The sequence below is a fragment of the Gemmatimonadota bacterium genome, from assembly GCA_041390105.1.
Lineage (GTDB): Bacteria > Gemmatimonadota > Gemmatimonadetes > Longimicrobiales > Gaopeijiaceae > JAGQIF01.
Window position 1 is genome coordinate 290,024 of the sequence record JAWKQO010000001.1, and the last position, 22,072, is coordinate 312,095.

General features: G+C 69.0%; 20 protein-coding genes. 17 read left to right on the top strand and 3 right to left on the bottom strand.

The window, feature by feature from the left end; all coding sequences use genetic code 11:
* The first annotated feature begins 28 nt into the window (after positions 1–28).
* Positions 29–661 carry a hypothetical protein gene (locus tag R3E10_01315; GenBank protein MEZ4414370.1) on the top strand — a complete coding sequence of 211 codons (633 nt, stop codon included), beginning with the start codon at positions 29–31 and terminating at the stop codon, positions 659–661.
* On the opposite strand, the gene murB is transcribed toward R3E10_01315, so the two are convergent.
* Together murB and R3E10_01325 are read right to left on the bottom strand one after the other, a co-directional pair.
* Entirely contained in the window at positions 645–1,595 is a 951-nt protein-coding gene (gene murB, locus R3E10_01320) for a UDP-N-acetylmuramate dehydrogenase (GenBank protein ID MEZ4414371.1), read from the bottom strand. The genes R3E10_01315 and murB overlap by 17 nt on opposite strands.
* A gap of 76 nt (positions 1,596–1,671) precedes the next feature.
* Positions 1,672–3,102 (bottom strand): FesM, encoded by a 1,431-nt coding sequence (locus R3E10_01325; protein MEZ4414372.1) that lies wholly within the window; start codon positions 3,100–3,102, stop codon positions 1,672–1,674.
* A 163-nt stretch (positions 3,103–3,265) separates the two neighbouring features.
* Between R3E10_01325 and R3E10_01330 the strand changes: the two genes are divergently transcribed.
* The 16 genes from R3E10_01330 to R3E10_01405 all read left to right on the top strand — a co-directional run bounded on the left by R3E10_01330 (position 3,266) and on the right by R3E10_01405 (position 20,900).
* Positions 3,266–3,805 carry a sigma-70 family RNA polymerase sigma factor gene (locus R3E10_01330; protein MEZ4414373.1) on the top strand — a complete coding sequence of 180 codons (540 nt, stop codon included), beginning with the start codon at positions 3,266–3,268 and terminating at the stop codon, positions 3,803–3,805.
* Complete coding sequence (locus R3E10_01335) at positions 3,802–4,479, top strand: hypothetical protein (protein MEZ4414374.1); 678 nt, start codon at positions 3,802–3,804, stop codon at positions 4,477–4,479. The genes R3E10_01330 and R3E10_01335 overlap by 4 nt, the downstream gene beginning before the upstream one ends.
* A gap of 16 nt (positions 4,480–4,495) precedes the next feature.
* Positions 4,496–5,917 (top strand): HEAT repeat domain-containing protein, encoded by a 1,422-nt coding sequence (locus R3E10_01340; protein ID MEZ4414375.1) that lies wholly within the window; start codon positions 4,496–4,498, stop codon positions 5,915–5,917.
* Positions 5,914–6,663, top strand: a complete 750-nt coding sequence (locus R3E10_01345; protein MEZ4414376.1) for a HEAT repeat domain-containing protein — start codon at positions 5,914–5,916, stop codon at positions 6,661–6,663. The genes R3E10_01340 and R3E10_01345 overlap by 4 nt, the downstream gene beginning before the upstream one ends.
* A 322-nt stretch (positions 6,664–6,985) precedes the next feature.
* The gene (locus R3E10_01350; GenBank protein ID MEZ4414377.1) at positions 6,986–9,010 is read left to right on the top strand and encodes an ATPase, T2SS/T4P/T4SS family; all 2,025 of its coding nucleotides are present in this window, start codon (positions 6,986–6,988) and stop codon (positions 9,008–9,010) included.
* Between the two features lie 137 nt (positions 9,011–9,147).
* A complete protein-coding gene (locus R3E10_01355) occupies positions 9,148–10,248 on the top strand; it encodes a porin (GenBank protein MEZ4414378.1) in 1,101 nt (366 codons plus the stop codon).
* 161 nt (positions 10,249–10,409) lie between these two features.
* Positions 10,410–12,029, top strand: a complete 1,620-nt coding sequence (secD, locus tag R3E10_01360) for a protein translocase subunit SecD (protein ID MEZ4414379.1) — start codon at positions 10,410–10,412, stop codon at positions 12,027–12,029.
* A 13-nt stretch (positions 12,030–12,042) separates the two neighbouring features.
* Positions 12,043–13,026, top strand: coding sequence for a protein translocase subunit SecF (gene secF / locus R3E10_01365; GenBank protein MEZ4414380.1), 984 nt, complete (start codon positions 12,043–12,045; stop codon positions 13,024–13,026).
* An 8-nt stretch (positions 13,027–13,034) separates the two neighbouring features.
* Positions 13,035–13,871 carry a TatD family hydrolase gene (locus tag R3E10_01370; GenBank protein ID MEZ4414381.1) on the top strand — a complete coding sequence of 279 codons (837 nt, stop codon included), beginning with the start codon at positions 13,035–13,037 and terminating at the stop codon, positions 13,869–13,871.
* Positions 13,868–15,622: a DNA mismatch repair endonuclease MutL gene (gene mutL / locus R3E10_01375; GenBank protein MEZ4414382.1), complete on the top strand. Its 1,755-nt coding sequence runs from the start codon at positions 13,868–13,870 to the stop codon at positions 15,620–15,622. The genes R3E10_01370 and mutL overlap by 4 nt, the downstream gene beginning before the upstream one ends.
* Positions 15,619–16,572 (top strand): tRNA (adenosine(37)-N6)-dimethylallyltransferase MiaA, encoded by a 954-nt coding sequence (miaA, locus tag R3E10_01380; GenBank protein MEZ4414383.1) that lies wholly within the window; start codon positions 15,619–15,621, stop codon positions 16,570–16,572. Before mutL ends, miaA begins: the two co-directional genes overlap by 4 nt.
* On the top strand, positions 16,569–17,708 hold the full coding sequence (bshA, locus tag R3E10_01385; protein ID MEZ4414384.1) for an N-acetyl-alpha-D-glucosaminyl L-malate synthase BshA: 1,140 nt from the start codon (positions 16,569–16,571) through the stop codon (positions 17,706–17,708). The genes miaA and bshA overlap by 4 nt, the downstream gene beginning before the upstream one ends.
* Entirely contained in the window at positions 17,705–18,490 is a 786-nt protein-coding gene (locus tag R3E10_01390; GenBank protein ID MEZ4414385.1) for an undecaprenyl-diphosphate phosphatase, read from the top strand. Before bshA ends, R3E10_01390 begins: the two co-directional genes overlap by 4 nt.
* Positions 18,487–19,347: a carboxylating nicotinate-nucleotide diphosphorylase gene (gene nadC, locus R3E10_01395; GenBank protein MEZ4414386.1), complete on the top strand. Its 861-nt coding sequence runs from the start codon at positions 18,487–18,489 to the stop codon at positions 19,345–19,347. Before R3E10_01390 ends, nadC begins: the two co-directional genes overlap by 4 nt.
* 1 nt (position 19,348) lies before the next feature.
* Positions 19,349–20,113, top strand: coding sequence for a biotin--[acetyl-CoA-carboxylase] ligase (locus tag R3E10_01400; GenBank protein MEZ4414387.1), 765 nt, complete (start codon positions 19,349–19,351; stop codon positions 20,111–20,113).
* A 4-nt stretch (positions 20,114–20,117) separates the two neighbouring features.
* The gene (locus R3E10_01405) at positions 20,118–20,900 is read left to right on the top strand and encodes a type III pantothenate kinase (protein MEZ4414388.1); all 783 of its coding nucleotides are present in this window, start codon (positions 20,118–20,120) and stop codon (positions 20,898–20,900) included.
* On the opposite strand, the gene R3E10_01410 is transcribed toward R3E10_01405, so the two are convergent.
* Positions 20,884–21,882, bottom strand: a complete 999-nt coding sequence (locus tag R3E10_01410) for a squalene/phytoene synthase family protein (GenBank protein ID MEZ4414389.1) — start codon at positions 21,880–21,882, stop codon at positions 20,884–20,886. The two genes, R3E10_01405 and R3E10_01410, sit on opposite strands and share 17 nt — an antisense overlap.
* Positions 21,883–22,072: the final 190 nt, after the last annotated feature.

Sequence of the window (22,072 nt, forward strand, 5' to 3'; positions counted from 1 at the left end):
GGAAGCGGCAGAACCACGGAGCGCGCACGTGGAGGTCGTGCGTACCGCGCGCTATTGGGTATGGGGTCCCGCTGACGCCGCCCACACCTGGGTGGTGTTGCACGGCTACCGGCAGCTCGCGGGCCGCTTCATCCGTCGGTTTCGCGAGCTGACCGAGCAGGGAGCCCGCGTCGTGGCCCCGGAGGCACTCTCGCGCTTCTATCTCGACGACGACGGCGGACCCCACGGTCCGGACGCCAAAGTGGGCGCGACCTGGATGACGCGAGAGGATCGGGACGTCGAGATCGCGGACTACCTGCGCTACCTGGACGCGCTGGCCCGCACACTCGATTTGGAGGGGCAGACAGGAGCCCTCACGCTACTGGGTTTCTCGCAGGGCGCCCACACGGCAGCGCGCTGGTTCACCCTGGGCGAGACACGGTTCGATCGGCTGGTCCTTTGGGGCGCGGGCTTGCCGCACGATCTGGATCTGAGCGCCCACGCGGAACGCTGGCGTGACGCCCGTGTCCTGCTCGTGCATGGGCACGCGGACCGAGCGCATTCGGAAGGCAGTCGCACCCGCGATCTTGAGCGGCTCGCCGCCGTCGGCGTGAGTCCGCACACGTTGGCGCACGGTGGCGGACACGCCATCGATGGGGAGTTGCTCAGAACTCTCCGATGAAAGCGATCTCCGGCACCAGCTCGTAGCCCAGCTCGCGGCGCACGGTGTCCTGCGCCAGATCGATCAAGGCCCGGACGTCTGCCGCGGTGGCCCCTCCGAGGTTCACGATGATGTTGGCGTGCTTGTGGAAGATCCCGGCGCCACCGTGGACGTGACCCTTGAGACCACACTGGTCGATCAAGCGACCAGCCCCGATGCCGTCGATCTTCTGGAAGATCGATCCCGCGCACGGGTACAGCCACAGGTCCGGATGCCGCGTGTCACGCCACTCCAGGTTCTCCCGCATGACCCGGCGCAACTCCTCGACGGGCGCGGGATGGAGACGGAACGTCGCGTCCAGCACGATGTCGGTGCGATGGTGGAGGACCGAATCGTCGTATCCGAACTCGAAGTAGCCGACGTCCACCGTGCGGCGCTCCCCCTCGACGGTGAGCAACCGGGCCTCCTCGAGGAGCTCCGCGATGAAGACCGTGCGCTCGCGTTCCGGCGCTGGGGAAAGGAAGTGCAGGTTCTGCCAGAGGGCTCCGCCGACTGTGCTGGGGATCCCCACGAAATGATGGAGCCCGCCCAGACCGTGGGCCACCGTGGCGTCGATGAGGTCCGGGAAGGTCTCGACTCCGCAGCCTGCGCGCACCCGCCCTTCGGGCAGGAACTCGATGCCCCCGACCTCGCTCTTGATCACCAGACCGCGGAAGCCGCGGTCACCAACTAGGATGTTGGCTCCGCGGCCCAATACGAACCAGGGAAGCCCGACGGTGCGAGCCAGCTCCACCGCGTGGGCCAGCTCGTCGGCGGTACGAGCCCGATACAACAGGTCGGCGGGACCGCCGATGCGGAACGTGGTCAGCGGCGCGAGCGGAGTGCCGCGCTCGAGTCGGTCCGTGCCCAGATCGTCGACGACGCGGGCGACCCGTTCGGGGGAGGTCTCAGGCATCGGGGGAAGATAGGGCTTTCGCGCCCCGAGCGGGGAGCGCCGCCGGAGGAGCCTGCGCTGCGCGGAGCGACATCGCTCAGCCCCCCAGCGCGCCGCGCATCTCCATGGGCTGCGCGAGCAGCCAGATGCTGATCAGGAACAGCAGGAGGGCCACCAGGCGCCACGGCAGCACCGCTGCGGCTCCGTGGCGTTCCGCGCAGGCGTCGCGGCCGATGCGACCGAGCAGGTGCAGCGTCCACAGAAGCCCACCGGTCAGGAGCGCGCACTGGACCGCGAAGACCCAGGTCGGGACCTCCATGGCCGTGGCGGCGGGGAGCGCCGCCGCTGCAGGCGCTGCGGAGGTCAGGCGGCTGAGCAGAGGGCGCAGGGCGGAGGACCCGAGCACGAAGTGGAATAGGTGGTGGGCAGCCCACATCGAGAGGCCCAGTGGCACCCATCCCCAGACGAAGCGGCGCCACTGCGACGCCGTCCTGGTGACCGTCCGCTCCCAGGACGCGGCGGCGGCGATGGTCGCCCCCGGCAGCGCCACCAGTGTGAGCAGGAGCGCACCGGCCAGGACCGACCCGGTCCCCACGCCCATCTGTTCGGCCACACGCTCCTGGAGCCGCACGAAGGGCTGGACCATTCCCAGCGCGTTGACCAGGGCCGCGAAGACCATCACGGCGGCGAGCGCCGCCAGGTCGGAGCGCTGTCCGAGACGGCCGACGCCGGAGCGGACGGGATCGACGGTCAGCTCGGCGCCGGGTGTGCGCGAGAGGATGCCGACGTTGTCGTGGGGACAGGCGTGGATGCACTCCATGCAGAACGTGCAATCGAGGTTTCCGACCTTGCGCGGCTGGTAGAGCCACAACTCGCAGCCGCGCTGCAGAGGCACCTCGTGCTGGGCCCCCGACGTGCCCGGCGTCCAGCGGCCGCGGATGCAGTCCTTGGTCGCACAGCTGGCGCAGCGGTCGACGTCGCGGACGGCCACCTCGAACGGCGAAAGGGGCGTGTGCACGAAATGGAACTGCCCGATCGGGCAGAGGTGCTTACAGAAGACCGCTCCACGAAAGAGCGCGTCCACCGCGAACGCCATGACGAAGTATCCGATCACTACCCAGGCGGTCCAAGCGGGACTGGCCCAGAGATCGAGGGCTTCGTAGGCCCAGAAGAAGACCGCGAGCACCACCACCGCAGCCCATTTGCCCTTCAACCAGGACGGGACCGGACGCGCGGGGCGGCTCCAACGCTTGGCCAGGCGCCGCGGCAGCATGAAGGGGCAGGCCATGCAGAAGAGGTTGCCCACTCCCAACAGGGCCACGACCACCAGCCCCCGCCATTGCACCCAGGGCAGCGTGCCAGCGGCGTTGCGGCTGGGCTGGGGCGGACCCCAGAACCCGTCGACCACCACCAGGACCGCGACCGCCAGCAGCACCCCCTGGAGCGCGGTACGGGCGTGACGCCAGCGCAGGAACGCGCCCAGGAGCGGGAGACGAAGCAGATCCAAGCGAGGGGGTGCCGGGTTCATCTGGAGTGGGGCCGCCTCGCGCGGAACAGGCAGACAGGGTCGTGCCGGCACGATGCCGGTCGCGGCCGTAGACTAACCCGACCGCACCCCCCCGCAACCCTTCCTTGGATGGCGTTGTCCCACGGGTGGGACGGACGAGAACGGGGCGACCAGGACGGCACGGTTGGACGACGAGCAATTGATCCGAAGAGCCCGGGAGGGCGACCAGGATGCGTTCCGCTCGCTCTATGATCGGCACGTCGACCGCGTGTTTCGGCTGACCCACCGCGTGACGGGCGACGAACAGCTCGCTCGGGAGTGCACGCAGGACACCTTCGTGCGGGCCTTCGGGCGGCTCGGGGAGTTCCGCGGCGAGGCTCGCTTCTCGACGTGGCTGCACTCCATCGCCGTGTCCGTGAGCATCAACGGAGCTCGAAAAGTGAAGCGTCTCCACACTCGTCAGGCCGATCTCGACCCGGAGGTCCAAGGCCGTCCCACGCGGGCGGCGGATCCGGGCCTGCGGGAGCGCCTGGCCCAAGCGATCGACGCGCTGCCGGAGATCTACCGGACGGTGTTCTTGATGCACGATCTCGAAGGGTATCCGCACAATGACATCGCCGAGGCGCTCGGGATTGCGCTCGGCACTTCGAAGGCACGGCTCTCGCGAGCCCGCGCGGCCCTGCGGGGGCTCCTCGGTGACGCCGTGAAGGAGTACGTGACGTGAGCCACGAGCACGATCCGGGCGACGAGCGGCCCCGTGAGGAGGACATGGAGATGCTCCTTGCCGAGGCGCGCCGGAGCTACAACCCCGCGCCCCCGGTCCCCCGTGAGGAGATGTGGGCAAACATCGCGGAGCAACTGCCCGAGACGCGCCAGCGGCGAGGGCGCCACTGGCCCCGCTGGAGTCCGTTGGTGCTGCGCGCAGCTGCGGCCGGCGTGGTTCTGGCGATCGGAGTGGGGCTCGGCCGTTGGAGCGCCGTTCGAACGATCCTCCCTGAGAGGGAGTCGTCGGTGGCAGGGCGCGCGCTGGCCACTGCTGGAGCGGCCCCGGATCAGGCGCTGCGCTTCGCGGCCTTCGAGCACCTGTCCCAGACGCAGCGCTTCCTCTCCGAGATCGACACCCTGCAGGCGCCCACGGCGGTGTTGGGTGCGTGGGGACGGCGGCTGCTCACCGACACCCGCCTGCTGCTCGACACGCAGGCGTCCCAGGATCCCGAGCTACGCACCATCCTCGAGGATCTCGAGTTGATCCTGGTGCAGGTGGTGCAGTTGACGCAGGACCGCGCCGAGGACGCGGAGAAGGTGGAGATCGAAACCCTGAGGAACGGACTTCGCGAGCAGCAGGTGTTGCCGCGGATTCAGCGCATGCTCCCGCCGGTGATCGGCGCGGACGACTGAGAGGAGAGGGAAGACGATGTGGGGACGCTTCGGAAGAGCGATGGGTGTGGGGTTGGGCGTGCTGCTCTTGGGCATGGCCGGCGCCGATGGGACCGCGGCACAGGCTTCTGATGAGCCCGCTTTCCTGGAGGCGGGGCCGGGGGCCGCGCAATCCGTGCTGGAGGTCTGGATCCCGGAGTTGCAGGCCTGGCAAGAAGTGCCGGGCGATACACTGTATCGCCGGGCGCGCAACGCGCTCAATCGCAGAGAGTACGAGGTGGCCGCTGCGTCGTTCTCCGACCTGCGGCGCCGCTATCCGGAATCCGCGTTCGTCGCCGACGCCTACTACTACGAGGCGTTCGCGCGCTACCGGCTGGGTCAGCAGGACTCCGGAACGCGGGCCTTGGCGGCGCAGAGACAGGCGCTCGAGTTGTTGGAGCGCCAGGCGGCCGAACACCGCGACGCGGCGACGCTGTCGGACGCGCGGGCGCTGCGGGGGCGGATTCGTGCCGAGATGGCCCGCCTGGGGGACGCGGGCGCCCGAGAGGCGGTGGTCGAAGGGGCTCAACAGGCCTGCGACCGGTCCGATCAGGAGCTGCGGGCCCAGGCCCTGTCGGCCCTCTTGAACATGGACGCACGTCGTGCCGCACCACTTCTCCGCGAGGTGTTGACGAGCCGCGATGGGTGTAGCGCCGAACTGCGGGCGCAGGCGGTCTTCATCCTGGCCCAGCATCCTGACGAGGAGACCGTCGACGTCTTGCTCGACCTGGCGGTCCGCAATCCGGATCCCGACCCACAGGTGCGCGAACAGGCCATCTTCTGGCTGTCGCGCGTGGACCGACCGGAGGCGGTCGAGGCGCTGTTGAACCTGGTCGAGGAATCGGACGACCCCCGCGTCCTGGAACAAGCGGTCTTCGCGCTGTCGCAGCACGACGATCCCCGCGCGGCCGAAGTGCTGGGTGAGTATGTGCGGCGCAGCGATCTCCCGAGTGAGGTTCGCGGTCAGGCGATCTTCTGGATGGGTCAGAAGGGAGGGTCGGAGAGCGTAGGCCAGCTCCGCGAGCTCTACGACGAGGTCGGGGAGGTGGAACTGAAGAAGGCGGTCCTCTTCGCCGTATCGCGCCGACCCGAACCGGGTGCGCGCGAGTTCCTGCTCGAGGTGGCGCTGGACCGCCGCGCACCCGCCGAGGTGCGGAAAGAGGCGGTCTTCTGGGCCAGCCAGACCGGCGTGGGCCCGGCACAGCTCGTCGAGATCCTACGGACCACCGACGACCCGGAGGTGCGCGAGGCCGCGATCTTCGGTCTGAGCCGCCAGCCCGGTCCGGAAGCCGTGGACGCGCTCATGGACATCGCGCGCTCCGACGACGATCCCAAGCTGCGCGAGCAGGCCATCTTCTGGCTGGGGCAGATGGACGATCCCCGCATCGCCGACTTCCTCATGGAGATCATCCGCCGATGAGGCGGCTCGTGCTGGCTGCGGTGGCGGTGGCCTTCGCCGTCTGGGCTCCCGGGGTAGCCGGCCAGACCCTGGCTGGGCGTCTCCGGCAAGCGGAGGACGGTCAAGCGTTCTTCACCTACCCGGCCAAGGAGGGGATCTACACCTGCGGTCGCGGCGAGCGGGGATGGGACCGGGGCGGGGGTCCCTTGCGGCCCGGCTGCTGGACTGGACCGGTGGAGGTGCGTCTCCGGATCGAGGCGGGCACGGTCCAGCGCTTGCGCTCCGGAATCGCCGATCCTGAACGGGCGCCCAGCGGGGTGGACCTCGGTTCGTATGGAGGCGCCGAAGCCGCCGAATGGATGCTCACGCTGGCGGAGGTAGCCGAGGAGGAGGTGGCGGAGCAGGCGCTGGGGGCGGCGGCCATGGCGGCCGACACGGAGATCTGGCCCCGGCTCCTCGAGTTGGCGCGCGATGGGGCGCGCGGACAGCAGCTGCGCAAGCAGGCGGTGTTCTGGCTGGGTCAGGAGGCGTCGGACCGGGTGTTGGAGGGGCTCGGGGCGCTGGCCCGCGAGGATCCGGAGCTGGAGGTCAGGAAGGCGGCCGTCTTCGCGCTGTCGCGCCGCACCCCGGACGAGTCGTTTCCCGTGCTGCGGGACCTGGCCCTGTCGGATGCCGACCCGGCGCTGCGAGCGGACGCGCTCTTCTGGCTGGCGCAGATGGACGATCCACGCGTGCTGGAACTGTTCGAGCGCGTGCTGCGACCCTAGGGAAGCTCTGAGGCGCTTCGAACGCGGGGTCCCCACAGCTGCAGAGCTTCCCTGGCAGGTCGCCGAAGGGCGGGGCACCCCGCGTTGGGCAAGGCGCAGACCGTGGCGCCACCGCACCCGCTCCGGTGCGGTGGCGCTTTCTTTGCGTGGTGGATAACGTCTGAGGGTCGATCGGGAGTTGGAGCGGGCGTCAGGGCGTTCCGCGCATGCACCCGGTCGCCCGCCGGAAGGACCCTTCAGCCCCCCAGCTACGCGCACGTTGAGAGACGGTCATTGGCTTCTCCGGGTCGTTCGCCGCGAGCGGATCCCCGGAGCGGACGAGTTGGACCTTGCTCCGGCCGTTCCCACGGCCGAAGCCTGGCGCGTGGTGACGCGTCAGCTGGGAATCAGCGACGATCAACTCGCCTCCCACGTCGCCGACTACTTCCGGCTGGAGACGGCCAACCTGTCGGCGACGGAGCCCCACGCGGCCGTGCTCCTGCCGGAGGCGTTGATCCGTCGACATCTGATCCTGCCCCTGCAGGAGACCGACCGTCAGCTGGTGGTCGCCACCGCCGATCCGACCGATGTCGAGGCGGAGCGTGTCGTGGGGTTCCGCTCGGGGCGCACACCGGTCTTCCGCATCGCGCCGCCCCCGGTGATCCAGGACGCCATCGACCAGCGCTTCTCGCCCAACCGAGCCGTGCAGGGCATCCTGGGCAGCCTCGGCGGCGACGTGGAGGATTCAGTTCGGTTGGTGGAGGACTCCGGCCCCGAGCTGATCTCGGAGGAGGACGCGACCACCACTCCCGTGGTCAAGCTCACCAACCTGATCCTGCGCGACGGCATCGTGCTGGGCGCCAGCGACATCCACATCGAGCCCGGGCGCACCATGGGGGCCGTGCGCTACCGCGTCGATGGAGTGCTGCGCAAACACATGGACTTGCCGATGGCCCCGCTCAACCGGGTCATCTCCCGCGTCAAGATCCTCTCGAAGCTCGATATCGCCGACCGGCTTCGTCCGCAGGACGGGAAGGCCCGTGTCCAGGTCAGCAATCAGGTCTACGACCTGCGCGTCTCCACCATTCCGGCGGGCGGGGCCGAGAAGTGCGTGCTGCGCATTCTGGACTCGAACCGTCTCTACACGCTCGAAGACCTCCTGATGCCCAAGGTCGAGCTGGCGCGTCTGCGACAGCTGATGGCGGTGCGGGACGGCGTCGTGGTGGTGACCGGGCCCACCGGATCGGGAAAGACCACGACCCTCTACGGCGTCCTGCGGGAACTGGCCAAGGGGACGGTCAACATCATGACCGTGGAAGATCCGATCGAGTACGAGCTCTCCGCCATCACGCAGACGCAGGTCGAAGTGAAGCAGGGCGTAACGTTCGCTTCGGCCTTGCGGGCCATTCTCCGCCAGGACCCGGATATCATCCTGGTGGGAGAGATTCGCGACCGCGAGACAGCGGAGGTCGCCGCCCAGGCGGCCCTCACGGGGCACCTGGTGCTCGCGACCGTGCACGCGAACGATGCGGTCGGGGCCATCACCCGGCTGAGCGACCTGGGCCTCGACTATGCGACCATCGCGTCCGCCGTGCGGGGCTGCGTGGCGCAGCGACTGCTTCGCCGCGTATGTCCCAACTGCGCGCGCACGCTGACCGCAGAGGACATCAACGACGAAGAGCGCGTGCTCGCCGCCCGCTTCGGAGTCGCACCCACGGTTCGCGCCGTGGGCTGCAACGACTGTGGACAGACCGGCTACCGCGGTCGGTTGCCCGTGCTCGAGGTCATGTCGGTGGGGTTGCGCATGCAGGAGGCCATCGAGTTGCGAAAAGGGCAGGCCACCCTGAGCCATCTGGCCGTCCAGGGCGGCATGCGCCCGATGTCGGTGGTGGGGTTGGAGTGGGTGGCGCAGGGCCTGACCACGCTCGAGGAGGTCGAGCGCGTTCTGGGGCAGGCGCACGAAGAGGAGGTGCCGGAGACGACCAGCGAGCCTCCGCGCATCCTGCTCGTCGACGACGACGAAGCCGATCGCACCATGATGCGCGCGCTCCTCGAGGGCAGCGGCGCCCGCGTGGACGAGGCGGAGAACGGGCAGCAGGCCTTGGACCGACTCAAGGTGGATCCGCACTACTCTCTACTCGTCCTGGACCTGGCCATGCCTCGCATGCGAGGGCGTGAGGTCCTGGAGCGGGTGCGGGGATCGGCCGATACGCGGGCCATCCCCGTGCTCATCCGCACCGGGGAAGGAGACGAGGCCCTGGAGACGGAGCTTCTGGAGGCCGGCGCGGACGACTACGTGCACAAGACTGCGGATGCGGCCCGTTTCATGGCGCGCGTGCGGGCCGTGCTGCGCAGGAGCGCGTTGTAACGGTTCGGTATCCGAGCGTTACAGTTTCGTATCCTCCCCGTGAAACTTCCGCGGTGATTCGGTAACGTCCCGTCCGACCCGGAGTGGAGTCCTCAGTGGCGCCGCTCCCCATGCTCGTCGGAACAAGGGATGCCCTGATGAAAGCAGTCCGCGTTGCCGCCCTGGTCGGCCTGGCCCTGCTGCCGGCCGCGCACCTGGCCGGGCAGGAAGCGACTGGCCGGGCCGGCGCCGTCACGATCGGCGGACGCCTGCACACCCAGTTCGCCACCACCTCCGTCGACGACGGTCCACCTGCCGACATCTTCCAGCGTCGTGCGCGGCTCGAGGTCGACATTCGGCTGGGGGATCGGCTCGACGCGCGAGTCATGCCGGACTTCGCGGGAGGACGCACCGCGCTGCAGGACGCCTACCTGCGGTTCCGGGTGGCGCCGGCGCTGCGCTTCTCGTTGGGACAGTTCAAGCGCGCCTTCGATCTCTTCGAGCTGGACTCCAGCACGGAGCTTCCCCTGGTCGAGCGCGACGGGCGCATCCCGGGCTTGTCGGATTGTCCCGGTGTCGGGAGCATCTGCTCCTACAGCCGTCTGACGGAGGATCTGGGCTTCGCTGGACGGGATGCCGGTGTGCGTCTGGACGGACGCCTGACCGAGACCGTCTCCTACGAGGCCACCATCACCAATGGTGAGGGCATCAACGTCCGGGACGTCAACGAGGGGAAGTCCTACTCTGCCCGCGTGACGGTGGCGGCTACCGACCGCTTGGCGGTGGGGATCGGCGCTGCACTGCACGACTACTTCTTCGATACGCCCACGGCGGAGACGGACTATGCCACGGCGCTGTCCGTGGACGCGAAGCTGGGCCGGTACCGGAGGGGGCCCCTCCTGATGGGATCCCTGGTCTGGGGGGACAACTGGCTCCTGGCCGAGGACGCGGGCGACACCCCGCCCCGTTTCCTTACCGCCCAGATCCTGGGCGCCTGGTACCAGCCGATGGCCAACGAGGACGGCCTGTTGGCGGGCTTCGAGCCCATGGCCCGCTTGAGTCTCGGGGATCCGGATGGGGACAGCGCCGATGATGGCGGGATCCTCTTCACGCCCGGGCTGCACGTGTACTTCCGCAATGCCTTCTGCGAGGGCGCCGGCTGCAGCCGGAACCGCCTGGGCGTGAACCTGGACATCTACTCGCCGAGCCAGGGGTCCACGCAAACATCGCTCAAGATCATGAGCTACTTGTACTTCTGAGGTCCTGACCCGCCTTCGGCGCGAGGGGGGCGGCCAGCCCCCCTCGCGTTGACACGCGCCGCGACCCCCCGCGACTTTTACCGGCTCCGGTCGAGTGGACCCAGGTCCCCGCCGGGGCCATCGGTCATCGTACCTCGTTCGAGCGCGCAGACGGGCGGTCCATGTTCAACACCCTGCAGGCACGCATTCTGGTCATCCTCGCGGCGGTCGCCATCGCCGGGGGCTACCTCTTCACGCGCGGGCTCAAGCTGGGCCTCGACCTCCAGGGCGGGATGCACCTCGCGCTCGAGGTCGACGACCCCAACGGCACGCTTTCGTCGGACGCCAAGGCCGACCTGATTGAGCGGGCGGAGCGGATCATCCGCACCCGGATCGACCAGTTCGGCGTCGAGGAGCCGCTGATCCAGCGCGTGGGTCAGGAGCGCCTCATCGTGGAGCTGGCGGGAATCACCGACGAGGACCGGGCCAAGGGCATCATCCAGCAGTCGGCCTTCCTCGAGTGGAAGCTGGTGCTGGCCACCGATGAGGTGGAATCGGTGTTGCCCCGGATCGATCGGCAGATCGTGGCCGCACTGGGCGAGGAGGCGCTGCGGGAGATGGGACGGGCCGTGGAGGATGAGCCGTCCTCCATCGAGCAGCTCCTCTTCGGTGGGGACTCGGCCGCCGCCGACAGCGCCGCGGTAGTGGACTCGGTCCAGGCCGCCACTCCTGCGGAAGCGCAGGCCCCCAACCTGCGGCCGTTCACCTCGCTGTTGGCGCGGGGCGATCAGCCCGGTACCTACCTGGTCCAGGCCGAGGATCTCGACGTGGCCAAACGGTTCCTGGCCCTGCCCGAGGTTCAGCGGGCGCTCCCTCGGGACGTGACCCTGCAGTGGGGATGGGAGCCCGTAGGTGTGGGGACGCGCACCTACTACGAGCTCTATGTCCTGGAGCGGGAGGCCTTCCTGACCGGTGACATGCTGGACGACGCCATCGCGCAGCGCGATCCGCAGTACCAGCGTCCCATCGTGATCTTCGACCTCAATCGCCGCGGTGGGCGCGCCTTCGGTCGCGTGACCGGTGAGCACATCGGGGATCGCATCGCCATCGTGTTGGACAACGAGGTGGTGTCCGCCCCCACGGTCCAGGACCGAATCAACCAGCGCGGCCAGATCGACCTGGCCGGCGCTCCCATGGAAGAGGCCCGTGACCTGGCGTTGGTGCTGCGGGCCGGCGCGCTGCCGGCGCCGCTCCGCATCATCGAGGAGCGCCGGGTGGGCCCTTCGCTGGGACAGGACTCCATCGATCAGGGCAAGCTGGCGGGACTGGTGGGCATCGCCGCGGTCGTTGCCATCGTGATCGGGTACTATCATCTGGCCGGTCTGTTGGCGGTGATGGCGCTGGGCGTCTACGTGATCCTGGTCCTCGGGGGCCTGGCCGGTTTTGGCGCCACCCTGACCTTGCCGGGGATCGCCGGGATGATCCTCTCCATCGGTATGGCCGTCGATGCCAACGTGTTGATCTTCGAGCGTATCCGAGAGGAGCTCGACGCGGGCCGCACGCCCCGGCTCGCAGTGGATGAGGGCTTCGCACATGCCCTCTCCGCCATCGTGGACGCCAACGTGACCACGCTGATCACCGCCTTGATCCTGTTCCAGTTCGGAACGGGGCCGGTGCAGGGTTTCGCCGTGACGCTGTCGATCGGCATCCTGGCCTCCTTCTTCTCCGCCATCTACGTGACGCGCACCTTCTTCATGCTGTACATGAAGGGGAAGAAGGGCGCCGAAGCCATCAGCATCTGAGACGGCCCCGACCATGAGACTCTTTCGCAACGCCGACTACAAGTTCATCGAGCAGCGCCGCAAGGCGTATGTGATCTCCGCCGTCGCGATCCTCATCGGGGTCGTGGGGATGGGGATCAACCTCGCGTCGCTGGGCTCTTGGCTGAATTACGGGGTGGACTTCACCGGCGGGACGCTGGTGGAGGTGCGCTTTCAGCAGCCGACGGACGTGGCCGCCGTGCGCAGCGCCCTGGGCACGATGAATCCATCGATCACGCGCTTCGGGAGCGACAACGACTTCACCGTGCGCGTGCCGCTGCCTGAGGACGGCGACATCCAGGACGTGGAGGCGAGCATCCGCGCGGGTCTGGATCCGGCGTTCGGGGCGGGGACCTACGAGGTGCTCCGCACCGAGGGGGTGGGTCCGAAGATCGGCGGCGAGCTCCAGCGCAAAGCAGCGGGAGCCATCCTGTTCTCGTTCCTCCTGACGCTGATCTACCTCGCGTTCCGCTTCGAGTGGCGTTTCGGGGTGGCTGCCGTCATCGCGACCGCGCACGACATCCTGATCACGCTGGGCGCGCTCGCGCTCTTCCGGGTCGAGATCGCGCTCGCGACCGTGGCGGCGATCCTCACCATCGTGGGGTACTCGCTCAACGACACGATCATCGTCTTCGACCGCATCCGCGAGAACCAGAACAAGCGGGGCGCCAAGAAGCAGGATCAGATCGAGCTGGTCAATCGGTCGATCAACGAGACGCTGCCGCGCACGGTCATGACCTCGATGACCACGCTGATCGTGTTGTTCGCGCTCCTGCTCCTGGGCGGGCCGGTGATTCGCGACTTCACCTTGGTGCTGATTCTGGGCATCGTGGTGGGAACCTACTCCTCCATCTTCGTGGCCTCCCCGGCGCTGATCGAGATCCGCCAGCGCTACGGGGACGGCGGAGATGCCGACAAGCGGAAACGCGAGCGCCAGCGCAAGCGTCAGCAGGAGGAAGCGCTGACCGCGGCGGTCTGAGCGTGCCGGTGGACGCGCAGCGCGGAGCCTCGGACGGGCCGTTCCGGGGCTCCGTTGCTTTTCCACTCACCGACAGCCACTGCCACCTCAGCGCGGATGCCTTCGGCGCGGACCTCGGTCCCGTGTTGCAACGCGCGCGCGATGCCGGCGTGGCGCGAATCGTCACGATCGCTTCCGATGCGGACGACGCTCGGGCGGCCCTGGCGCTGGCGCGGGAAGCGGTGGGTGTCTGGGGTACGGTGGGCGTCCATCCGCATGCCGTAGCCGAGGCGGAGCTCGAGCGTGACCTGCCGCGCCTCCGGGAGTTGGCGGGGCAGGGGGAAGCCGTGGCGATTGGGGAGACCGGACTCGACTTCCACTACGACAACGCCCCGCGCGAAGCGCAGCTTCGGTGGCTCGAGGCACATCTCCACCTGGCGGCGGACAGCGGCCTGCCGTTGGTCGTGCATTCCCGCAAGGCGGACGACGACACGATGACGCTCGTCCGAGAGGCCCGCGCTCTGGGCGTGCGGGGCGTGCTGCATTGCTTCACGGGAGGTGAGGCTCTGCTGGAGGCGGCTCTGGAGGCCGGCTGGTACCTGGGCTACGGCGGCATCGCCACGTTCAGGAACTTCAGCGGCCACGAGTTGCTGTGCCGCGTCCCGGAGGATCGACTGTTGATCGAGACCGACGCACCCTATCTGGCGCCCGTTCCCATGAGGGGGAAGCGCAACGAGCCGGCGTTCCTTCCCTATGCGCTGGAGCGGATCGCGGAGGTGCGGGGGGTGCGCGCGGACGACCTGGCGCGCCATACGAGTGCCAATGCCGCTCGCTTGTTCGGGCTGCCCCCCCTGGAGGAGGCGTGAGCGGCGGCCCGCGGCGACGCGTGCATGTCCTTCCCGATGCGGTGGCCAGCCAGATCGCCGCCGGAGAGGTCGTCGAGCGTCCGGCATCGGTGGTCAAGGAGTTGGTGGAGAACGCACTCGATGCCGGCGCCGAACGGATCCGGGTGGAGCTGGCCGGTGGTGGAAAGCAACGAATCCGGGTGAGCGACGACGGCAGCGGGATGGGTCGCGAAGACGCCCTCCTCTCGCTGGATCGCCACGCCACCAGCAAGATCGACGAAGCGGCCGACCTGGTCGGTGTCCGGACCTTCGGTTTCCGGGGGGAGGCGCTCCCCTCCATCCTGTCCGTCTCCGACTTCGTGCTGGAGACGGCCGACGCGTCGGACGATCCCGGGACCCGAATCGTGGGACGGGCCGGTCGGATCGTCGACGTCTCTGATTTTGCCCGCCAGCGGGGCACGTCCGTGGAGGTGCGGAGGCTGTTCTTCAACGCTCCGGCCCGGGCCAAGTTCCTCAAATCCGTCAGCGCGGAGACGCGCGCCGTGATGGAGGTGCTCACTCCGCTGGTGTTGGCGCATCCTCCCGTGCAGCTGCAGATCCTCTCGGGCGACCGCCTGCTACTCGATGCCCCTGCTGCCAGCGATCTGGGCCCGCGATTGGCGGCTCTCTGGGGCGAAGAGGCAGCGGCAGAGCTGATCCCCGTGGCGGGCTCGGCGTCCGGTGTCGATCTCTGGGGCTTGATTCAACGGCCAGATCGAGCGGCGCCCGGGTTCCGGCGGGTCCATCTTTTTGTGAATGGCCGTCCCGTGCGCGACGCCCGACTGGTTCGGGCCGCGGACCGGGGATACGCCACGACCATCCCGGAGCGGGCTCGACCGTGGTTGTTCCTGTTCCTGCGTGTGCCCGGCGACCTCGTGGACGTCAACGTCCATCCCACCAAGTCGGAGGTGCGCTTCCGCGAGCCGGGTCCGCTCGAGGCCCTGCTGGAGGAGACGGTGCGCTCCACGCTCGCCACTGCGGAGAGCTCCGCGTCGCTGGGACGACGCCAGAGCCCGCCGGCGGCCGTACGGGAACCCCCGCCGTCGAGGCCGTCGCCTGAAGCGGGGGGGCGGGAGCAGATGGCGCTGTTCCTCGCGGGTGGAGCGAGCGCTCCGCCCGCCAGCGAGCCGGCGGCCGAGCCCCGCTTCGCCGTGGGAGCGCCCGTGCATGTGTGGCAGGCGCTCGATACCTACCTGTTCGTTGCGACGCGCGACGAAGTGCTGATCGTCGACCAACATTCGGCGCACGAGCGTGTTCTGTTCGAGCGTCTGATGAACGACTTCGGGGCCGGGGGCGTGGTGGGCCAACGATTGCTCTTTCCCTTGACCATGCGCTTGACTCCGCCCGAGCTCGAGCAGGTGTTGACCCTCGCCAGCTTGTTCGAGCGTGCGGGGTTCCAGGTGGAGCCTTTCGGTACGGACACCGTGATCGTGCACGCGGTCCCCAACCCCCATCCCTACTTCGATGCGGAGCGGTGTTTCCGGGAGATGGTGCGCGAGCTCACCGAGGGCTCCGAGCTCGTGCGCGCGGCCCGCAACCAACACGAGCGGATCGCCATGACCTTCGCATGCAAGGGCGCCATCAAGGCCGGCCAGCGCCTGGACGCGCGGGAGATGCGGGAGCTCATCGACCAGCTCTTTGCCACAGAGCTCCCGCATCACGACGTGCATGGTCGGCCCACCGTGGTGCGCCTCTCCGCCGTCGAGCTGGCGCGTCGCTTCGGACGCGGGTGACTTCCCGACCGCGCTCGCCTGTGCCCGTGGTGCTGGGACCCACCGCCTCGGGAAAGACCGCGCTTTCGCTGCGGCTCGCGGAGCTCTGGGATGGCGAGATCGTGTCGATGGATTCGCGCCAGGTGTACCGTGGACTCGATATCGGCACCGACAAGGTGTCCCTGTCCGATCGGGCGCGAGCCCCGCACCACGGGCTCGATCTGGTCGGTGCCAACGAAACGTACAGTGCGGGGCGCTTCGCCCGCGAAGCCCGACGGTGGATCGCCGACATCCAGGCGCGCGGCCGCATCCCCATCCTCGTCGGCGGCACGGGCTTCTTTCTGAAGGCGCTGACCGAGCCCATGTTCGAGGAGCCGCCGATCGACGCCGGTCGGCGGGACCGACTGCGGACGTGGCTGGTCTCGGCAGACGTGGAGACGTTGGGCCGCTGGGCCGACGCGCTCGATCCGGAGCGTGCGCCCCTGGCGCGGGCCGGGGGGCGGCAGCGGCTGCAACGCCTCGTCGAAGTGGCGCTGCTCACGGGCCAGCCCCTCAGTTACTGGCACCGGCGCCGGGCGGGTACGGCGGAGCCCCTGGCCCCCTGGATCATCCTGCTCGAGCTTCCCCGCGACGAGATGGACCGGCGCATCGGGGACCGCGTCCGCCGGATGCGGGACCGAGGTCTGCTCGAAGAGGTGCAGGCGCTGCGGGCAGCCGGCTACCGACGGGGGGACCCCGGACTCTCGGGCACGGGGTATCGCGAGATCTATGATGTCCTGGACGGCAGCATCGACCTGGAGGACGCACTGGACGAGATGACACGGCAGACGCGCCGCTACGCGCGCCGACAGCTTACGTGGTTCCGCCACCAGTTGCCGCCCGTGGCGCTGCGGGTGGATGCCACCCTGCCGCTCTCCGCGCAGGTGGAGACAGTGGCGGCGGCGTGGCGCGCAGTGGAGGAAGTCGGGTGAGAATCGGGATCAGCTGCTACCCGACCTACGGGGGATCCGGCGCCATGGCGACCGAGCTCGGCCTCAAGCTGGCCGACCACGGCCATGAGGTGCATATCGTCTCCTATGCGCAGCCGTTTCGCCTGAGCGCGTTCCACGAGCGTGTGTTCTTCCATGAGGTCGATGTGGCGGAGTATCCGCTTTTCGAATACCCGCCCTACTCCCTGGCTCTGGCCGTGGCACTCGAAGACATCGCCGAGCGCTACGAACTGGACCTGATCCATGCCCACTACGCCATCCCGCACGCTGCATCGGCCTGGATCGCGCAGGAGATGATGGGGAAAGCGGGGCCGCGCATCGTGACCACGCTGCACGGGACCGATATCACGCTTGTGGGCATGCAGCCCTCCTACAAGACCATCACGCGCTTTTCCATCCTGAAGTCCGACGGCCTGACGGCGGTGTCCGAATTCCTGCGCCGGGAAACGGTCACGCACTTCCAGGTGCCGGAGGAGCGCATCCGCGTCATCCCCAACTTCGTCGATCCGGCGATCTTCCATCCCGATCACAAGCCCTGCCATCGGGCCAGCCTGGCACCCGGGGGCGAGCCCATCCTGATGCACGTCTCGAACTTCCGACCCGTCAAGCGCGTGGTGGACGTGGTGGAGATCTTCGCGCGGGTGCGGGAGAAGCGTCCGCTACGCCTGGTCCTGGTTGGAGACGGGCCCGACCGGGTGCGCGCGGAGCAGCGGGCACGCGAGTTGGGCGTGGACGACGGCGTGATGTTCCTGGGCAAGCACGCGACCGTGGAGGAGTTGCTGTCCTGCGCCGACGTGTTCCTGCTACCCAGCGAGACGGAGTCGTTCGGGCTGGCTGCTTTGGAGGCCATGGCCAGCGGTGCGCCCGTGGTCGCGACACGGGTGGGCGGCATTCCTGAACTGGTTCCCGACGGGGAGGCCGGCTTCCTGCTCGAGCTCGGAGACGTCGAGGGGATGGCCGATGCCGTGAAGACGCTGCTGGACGACAGCGAGACCGCGCAGCGCATGAGGGCGGCGGCCCGCGCGGTCGCGGTGGAGCGCTTCTCGGCCGCGCGCGTGGTTCCGGAGTACGAGGCGTTCTACGCGGACGTTCTGGGCACGAAAGGAGCCGAACGGTGACCGTCTGGGAAGCGTTGTTGCTGGGGTTTGTCCAGGGTGCTACCGAGTTCCTGCCCGTCTCCAGTTCCGGTCACCTGGTGTTGGGGCAGACCCTGCTCGGGATTCGGGCCCCGGGGGTGGCGTTCGAGATCGTCGTGCATGTCGCGACGCTGCTGTCGGTGATCATCGTCTATCGCGGGCGGCTCTCGGGGCTGGCCCTGGATGCGCTGCGCGGCCGGCGCTCCGCCTGGGCCTACATCGGCTTGCTGGTGGTGGCCACCATTCCGGCTGCGCTGCTCGGACTCCGCTTCAAGGAACCCATCGAGGCGCTCTTCGAGTCGCCCGAGGCCGTGGCTGTCGCGTTCCTCGTCACCGGCGTTCTCCTCTGGAGCACGCGGCGCGCGTTGGCCAGAGGAGCCGGTGCGCACCCCGGATTGGGTTCGGCCGTAGCGATGGGGCTCGCGCAGGCGTTCGCGCTCGTTCCAGGCATCAGTCGCTCCGGGAGCACGGTGGTGGCGGGCATCTGGTCGCGCGTCGAGCCCCATGAGGCGGCCGCCTTCTCCTTCCTCATGTCCATTCCGGCGATCGCGGGCGCGGCGGTGTTGATGTGGCCCGAGGTACAAGCGTCGGGGGCCGTAGATTGGAAACCGCTGGCCGCGGGTGGGCTTGCCGCGGCCATCACCGGTGTGTTGGCCATTCGCACGTTCGTCGCCATGCTCAAACGGGAAGCCTTCCACCGGTTCGCGCTGTACCTCTGGCCGTTGGGGCTCCTGTTCTACCTCTATCTGAAGGTCGCTGGATGAACGGGCCTCCCGATCTGGCCGCGCGAGTCAGCACCCTGATTCGGCTGGCGCTCGAGGAAGACGTGGACGGCGGTGACGTCACCACCGAGTGGACGGTTCCAGCCGAGGCGATGTCCCGCGCCCTGATCGTTGCCAAACAACCGCTGGTGGTTTCGGGAGCCACCGTGGCCCGTGAGGTCTTCCGTGCGGTGGAAGGCGCCGTGCGCGTGGAGGTGCTACACGGCGACGGCGAGCATGTGGAGACCGGTGGGACGGTGCTGTCGCTGGAAGGGTCTGCCCGAGGGCTCCTCACCGCTGAACGGACAGCGCTCAACTTCCTGGGGCGGCTGTCGGGTATCGCGACCCTGACCCGGCGTTTCGTCGAAGCCGTCGAAGGGACGGGGTGTCGGATCCTGGACACGCGCAAGACCACACCCGGCTGGCGGGGGCTGGAGAAGGAGGCAGTCCGGCACGGCGGTGCTCAGAACCATCGGCACGGTCTCTACGACATGGTGATGGTGAAGGACAACCACATCGCCGCTGCGGGCGGCATCGAGGCTGCGCTGGCCCGGGTGCGACACGGCAATCGAGGCGGCCTACCCGTGGAGGTGGAGGTCACGTCGATCGCGGAGCTGGTGCGGGTGCTCCCTCTGGGCGTGGACCGTGTCCTGCTGGACAACATGTCGGTCGAAACGCTGCGCGAATGCGTGCGCAGGGTGAAGGACTACGCCTCGAAGCGTCCCGAGACGGAGGCATCAGGCAACGTGACCTTGGGTACCGTGCGGGCCATCGCCCAGACCGGTGTCGACTTCGTCAGCGTGGGCGCGCTCACGCACTCCGCCGCCACGGCCGATCTCTCGATGAGGGTCGTCGCCTGACGTGCGCTGGGAAGGGCTGGACCTCGAGGAGCTCCGAGATCGTTGGCAGGTGCCCGCGCTCGAAGTGTGGGACCGGATCGGGTCAACCTCCGACCGCTTGCGTGAATGGGCGGACCAGGGTGCGCCGGCATGGAGCGTGGTGCTCGCGGAGGTGCAAAGCGCGGGTCGAGGGCGCGAGGGTCGCACCTGGCACTCCCCCCAGGGGGGCGTGTGGCTTTCGGTGCTGGCGCCTGCACTGCAGGACGGGCGGCCAGCCTCGCTGCTGGCGGGGCTCGTCACCGCGCGGGCGATCGCTCGGGTGGCGGGCGTGTCCCCCGGCCTCAAGTGGCCGAACGACGTCTGGCTCGACGAGCGCAAGGTCGCGGGCATCCTCTGCGAAACCACGCCCGGCGCTCCGGTCCGCGTGGGCATCGGCATCAACGTGGCCCAAGCCCCGGGCGAGCTGCCCGCGGACGTGCGAGCCCTCGCCACCTCCCTGGAGGAGGCCGGCACAACCGTGTCGCGCGTCGAGCTTGTGGGTGAGCTTCTCGACGGGCTGCGGGAGACCTGGTCGGAGCGCGGCTCGACGTGGTTGCGCGAATGGGAGAGCCGCGACGCCCTCAGAGGGCGCGCGGTGCGCGCGGCGTCGGGTCCGGTCGGGATCGCCGAAGGCGTCGACGCCCATGGCCGCTTGCGGATCCGCGTCGCCCCCGGGCAGGTCGAATACGTAGCGTCCGGGAGCGTGCGACTGGAGTTGGCGGACGCCACCCTTCAACCGAGCGAGTAGGCGTATGCACCTGGTCGTCGACATCGGCAATACCGAGAGCGTGGTGGGGCTGGTGCCGCCCGGAGAGCTCCGTCCCAGCGCTCACTGGCGCCTGAGCACCAACCTGCCTCGGACCCCGGACGAGTTCCGCATGCTGCTGCGGGCGCTGCTGGACGAGGCGGGCTACGGCGCCCATCGCATCGAGCGCGCCGTGGTAGGATCGGTGGTGCCCCGCGTGAGCTCCGTCCTCATCCCCGCGCTCGAGTCCCTGACCCCCGGGCGGGTACTGTCGGTCGACGCTTCCTCCCCGCTCGCCGTGCGCCTGGACGTCGAGGAGCCCCGTACGGTGGGGGCCGACCGCATCGTCAACACCCTGGCCGCGGCACACCTCTACGAGCGCGACACCATCGCGGTGGACCTCGGCACTGCGACGACGTTCGACTGCATCACCGCCGAAGGGGTGTTCCAGGGAGGTGTGATCGCTCCCGGAGTGAGCGTCGGCCTGGAGTGGTTCGCGGGCCGCACCGCCAAGCTCCCGCGCATCGATCTGTCGCTGCCGGCTACCGTGATCGGCCGACGCACCGAGGACTGCATGCGGAGCGGCGTCTTCTACATGGCCGTCGACGGCGTCGACGGGATGGTGGATCGCATCAAGGAGGAGTGGGGCAAGCCGGACGCGCTGGTGGTGGCGACCGGTGGATACTCGACACTCCTGGGACCGCACTGTCGCAGCGTGGATTTGATCGAACCGTTTCTGACGCTGATGGGCCTGAGTCTGGCGGGCGAGCAGCTCACTCGGGACGGCTGAGGCGACCCGCCACCGAACGGATCCAGGCATTGCTCCACGCCAGCGCCCGCGTACGAGCCACGAGGCTCGTGACCTCCGCTCTCGTCATCTTGACCTCGCGGTCGAATACGCGAGCGTTGCCGCGGCTCAGCGTCAGCGTGCGCACCGCGAAGAACAGCGGCAGTGCACAGAAGACGCGAACCCCGTGCAACCGTCGGGGCAGGGTGGTCGTGTAGCGGAGCGCGTCCGACAGGTGGCGGTCGGCCTTCTCGGTGAGGCGTTGGAGAACGACGAGTGCCCCGCCTTCATGCCGGTGATCGAAGAGCTCGCCGCCGCTCAGGCCCGCATCGCGCAGATAGGAGCGGGGCACGTAGAGCCACCCTCGCTCGTGGTCCTGATGCAGTCCCCGGATCACGTTCACCGTCTGCAGGCCCAACCCGAACGAGCGGCCCAGGTCCATCAACCCGGACCGCTCGGCCATCAATCGCTCCGACTCCAGCACGAAGAGCTCGGTGAGCAGCCAGCCCACCCGGCCAGCCACCTCGTGCATGTAGTCGTCCAGGTCGGCCTCGCCCTCGAAATCGGGCCCCCGCTCCAGCCAATACGCCATCCCGCGGGTGGTGTCCTCCACATGGCGGCGGACAATGGAGTTGGGCGCCGTGGGTAGGGACTCCAGGGCCGCCAGGACCAGCTCGAACTCACGGGCGACCGAGGCGTCCGGGGTGGACTCGTCCACCGAGCCCAGGGCGGTCCGGAAGCCCGCAGCCGACTGCTGGTCAGCCAGGACGTCGGCCCAGAGCGTGAGAAGGTGGATCTTCCGGTCCGAAGGCAGCGCCTCGCTGTCTTCGAGGTAGTCCGAGACCCGGAGCAGGAGGTAGGCGGTCTGGATGGGCTCCCGCAAATGGGGCGGCAGGCGCTCGATGCCCACCGCGAAGGTCCGGCTGGCGAGCCGGAGCAGCTCGGCCCGACGGCGGCTGGCGGCGGGACTGGCGGGTGGATGCATGGCTCCCCGGGCGGGTGGACACCGGTGAAGGTAGAGCCACCGCCCCGGCGCGGGAACCGCCTCCTGGCGCGCTGGACCCCGTTGACGTCCGGAAGCTCCGGTCTAGTTTATTAGCACTCACTGGCAACGAGTGCTAACGGCCGCCGCGGGGGCGGAGGGCCGCCGGCACCGAAGGGTTCATGCGCACGGA

What these genes read in the sequence shown, in the direction of transcription:
- R3E10_01325 (MEZ4414372.1), bottom strand. Translation starts at nt 3,102, where the DNA reads ATGAACCCGGCACCCCCTCGCTTGGATCTGCTTCGTCTCCCGCTCCTG.
- R3E10_01340 (MEZ4414375.1), top strand. Translation starts at nt 4,496, where the DNA reads ATGTGGGGACGCTTCGGAAGAGCGATGGGTGTGGGGTTGGGCGTGCTG.
- R3E10_01405 (MEZ4414388.1), top strand. Translation starts at nt 20,118, where the DNA reads ATGCACCTGGTCGTCGACATCGGCAATACCGAGAGCGTGGTGGGGCTG.
- R3E10_01355 (MEZ4414378.1), top strand. Translation starts at nt 9,148, where the DNA reads ATGAAAGCAGTCCGCGTTGCCGCCCTGGTCGGCCTGGCCCTGCTGCCG.
- secD (MEZ4414379.1), top strand. Translation starts at nt 10,410, where the DNA reads ATGTTCAACACCCTGCAGGCACGCATTCTGGTCATCCTCGCGGCGGTC.
- murB (MEZ4414371.1), bottom strand. Translation starts at nt 1,595, where the DNA reads ATGCCTGAGACCTCCCCCGAACGGGTCGCCCGCGTCGTCGACGATCTG.
- R3E10_01410 (MEZ4414389.1), bottom strand. Translation starts at nt 21,882, where the DNA reads ATGCATCCACCCGCCAGTCCCGCCGCCAGCCGCCGTCGGGCCGAGCTG.
- R3E10_01345 (MEZ4414376.1), top strand. Translation starts at nt 5,914, where the DNA reads ATGAGGCGGCTCGTGCTGGCTGCGGTGGCGGTGGCCTTCGCCGTCTGG.
- secF (MEZ4414380.1), top strand. Translation starts at nt 12,043, where the DNA reads ATGAGACTCTTTCGCAACGCCGACTACAAGTTCATCGAGCAGCGCCGC.
- nadC (MEZ4414386.1), top strand. Translation starts at nt 18,487, where the DNA reads ATGAACGGGCCTCCCGATCTGGCCGCGCGAGTCAGCACCCTGATTCGG.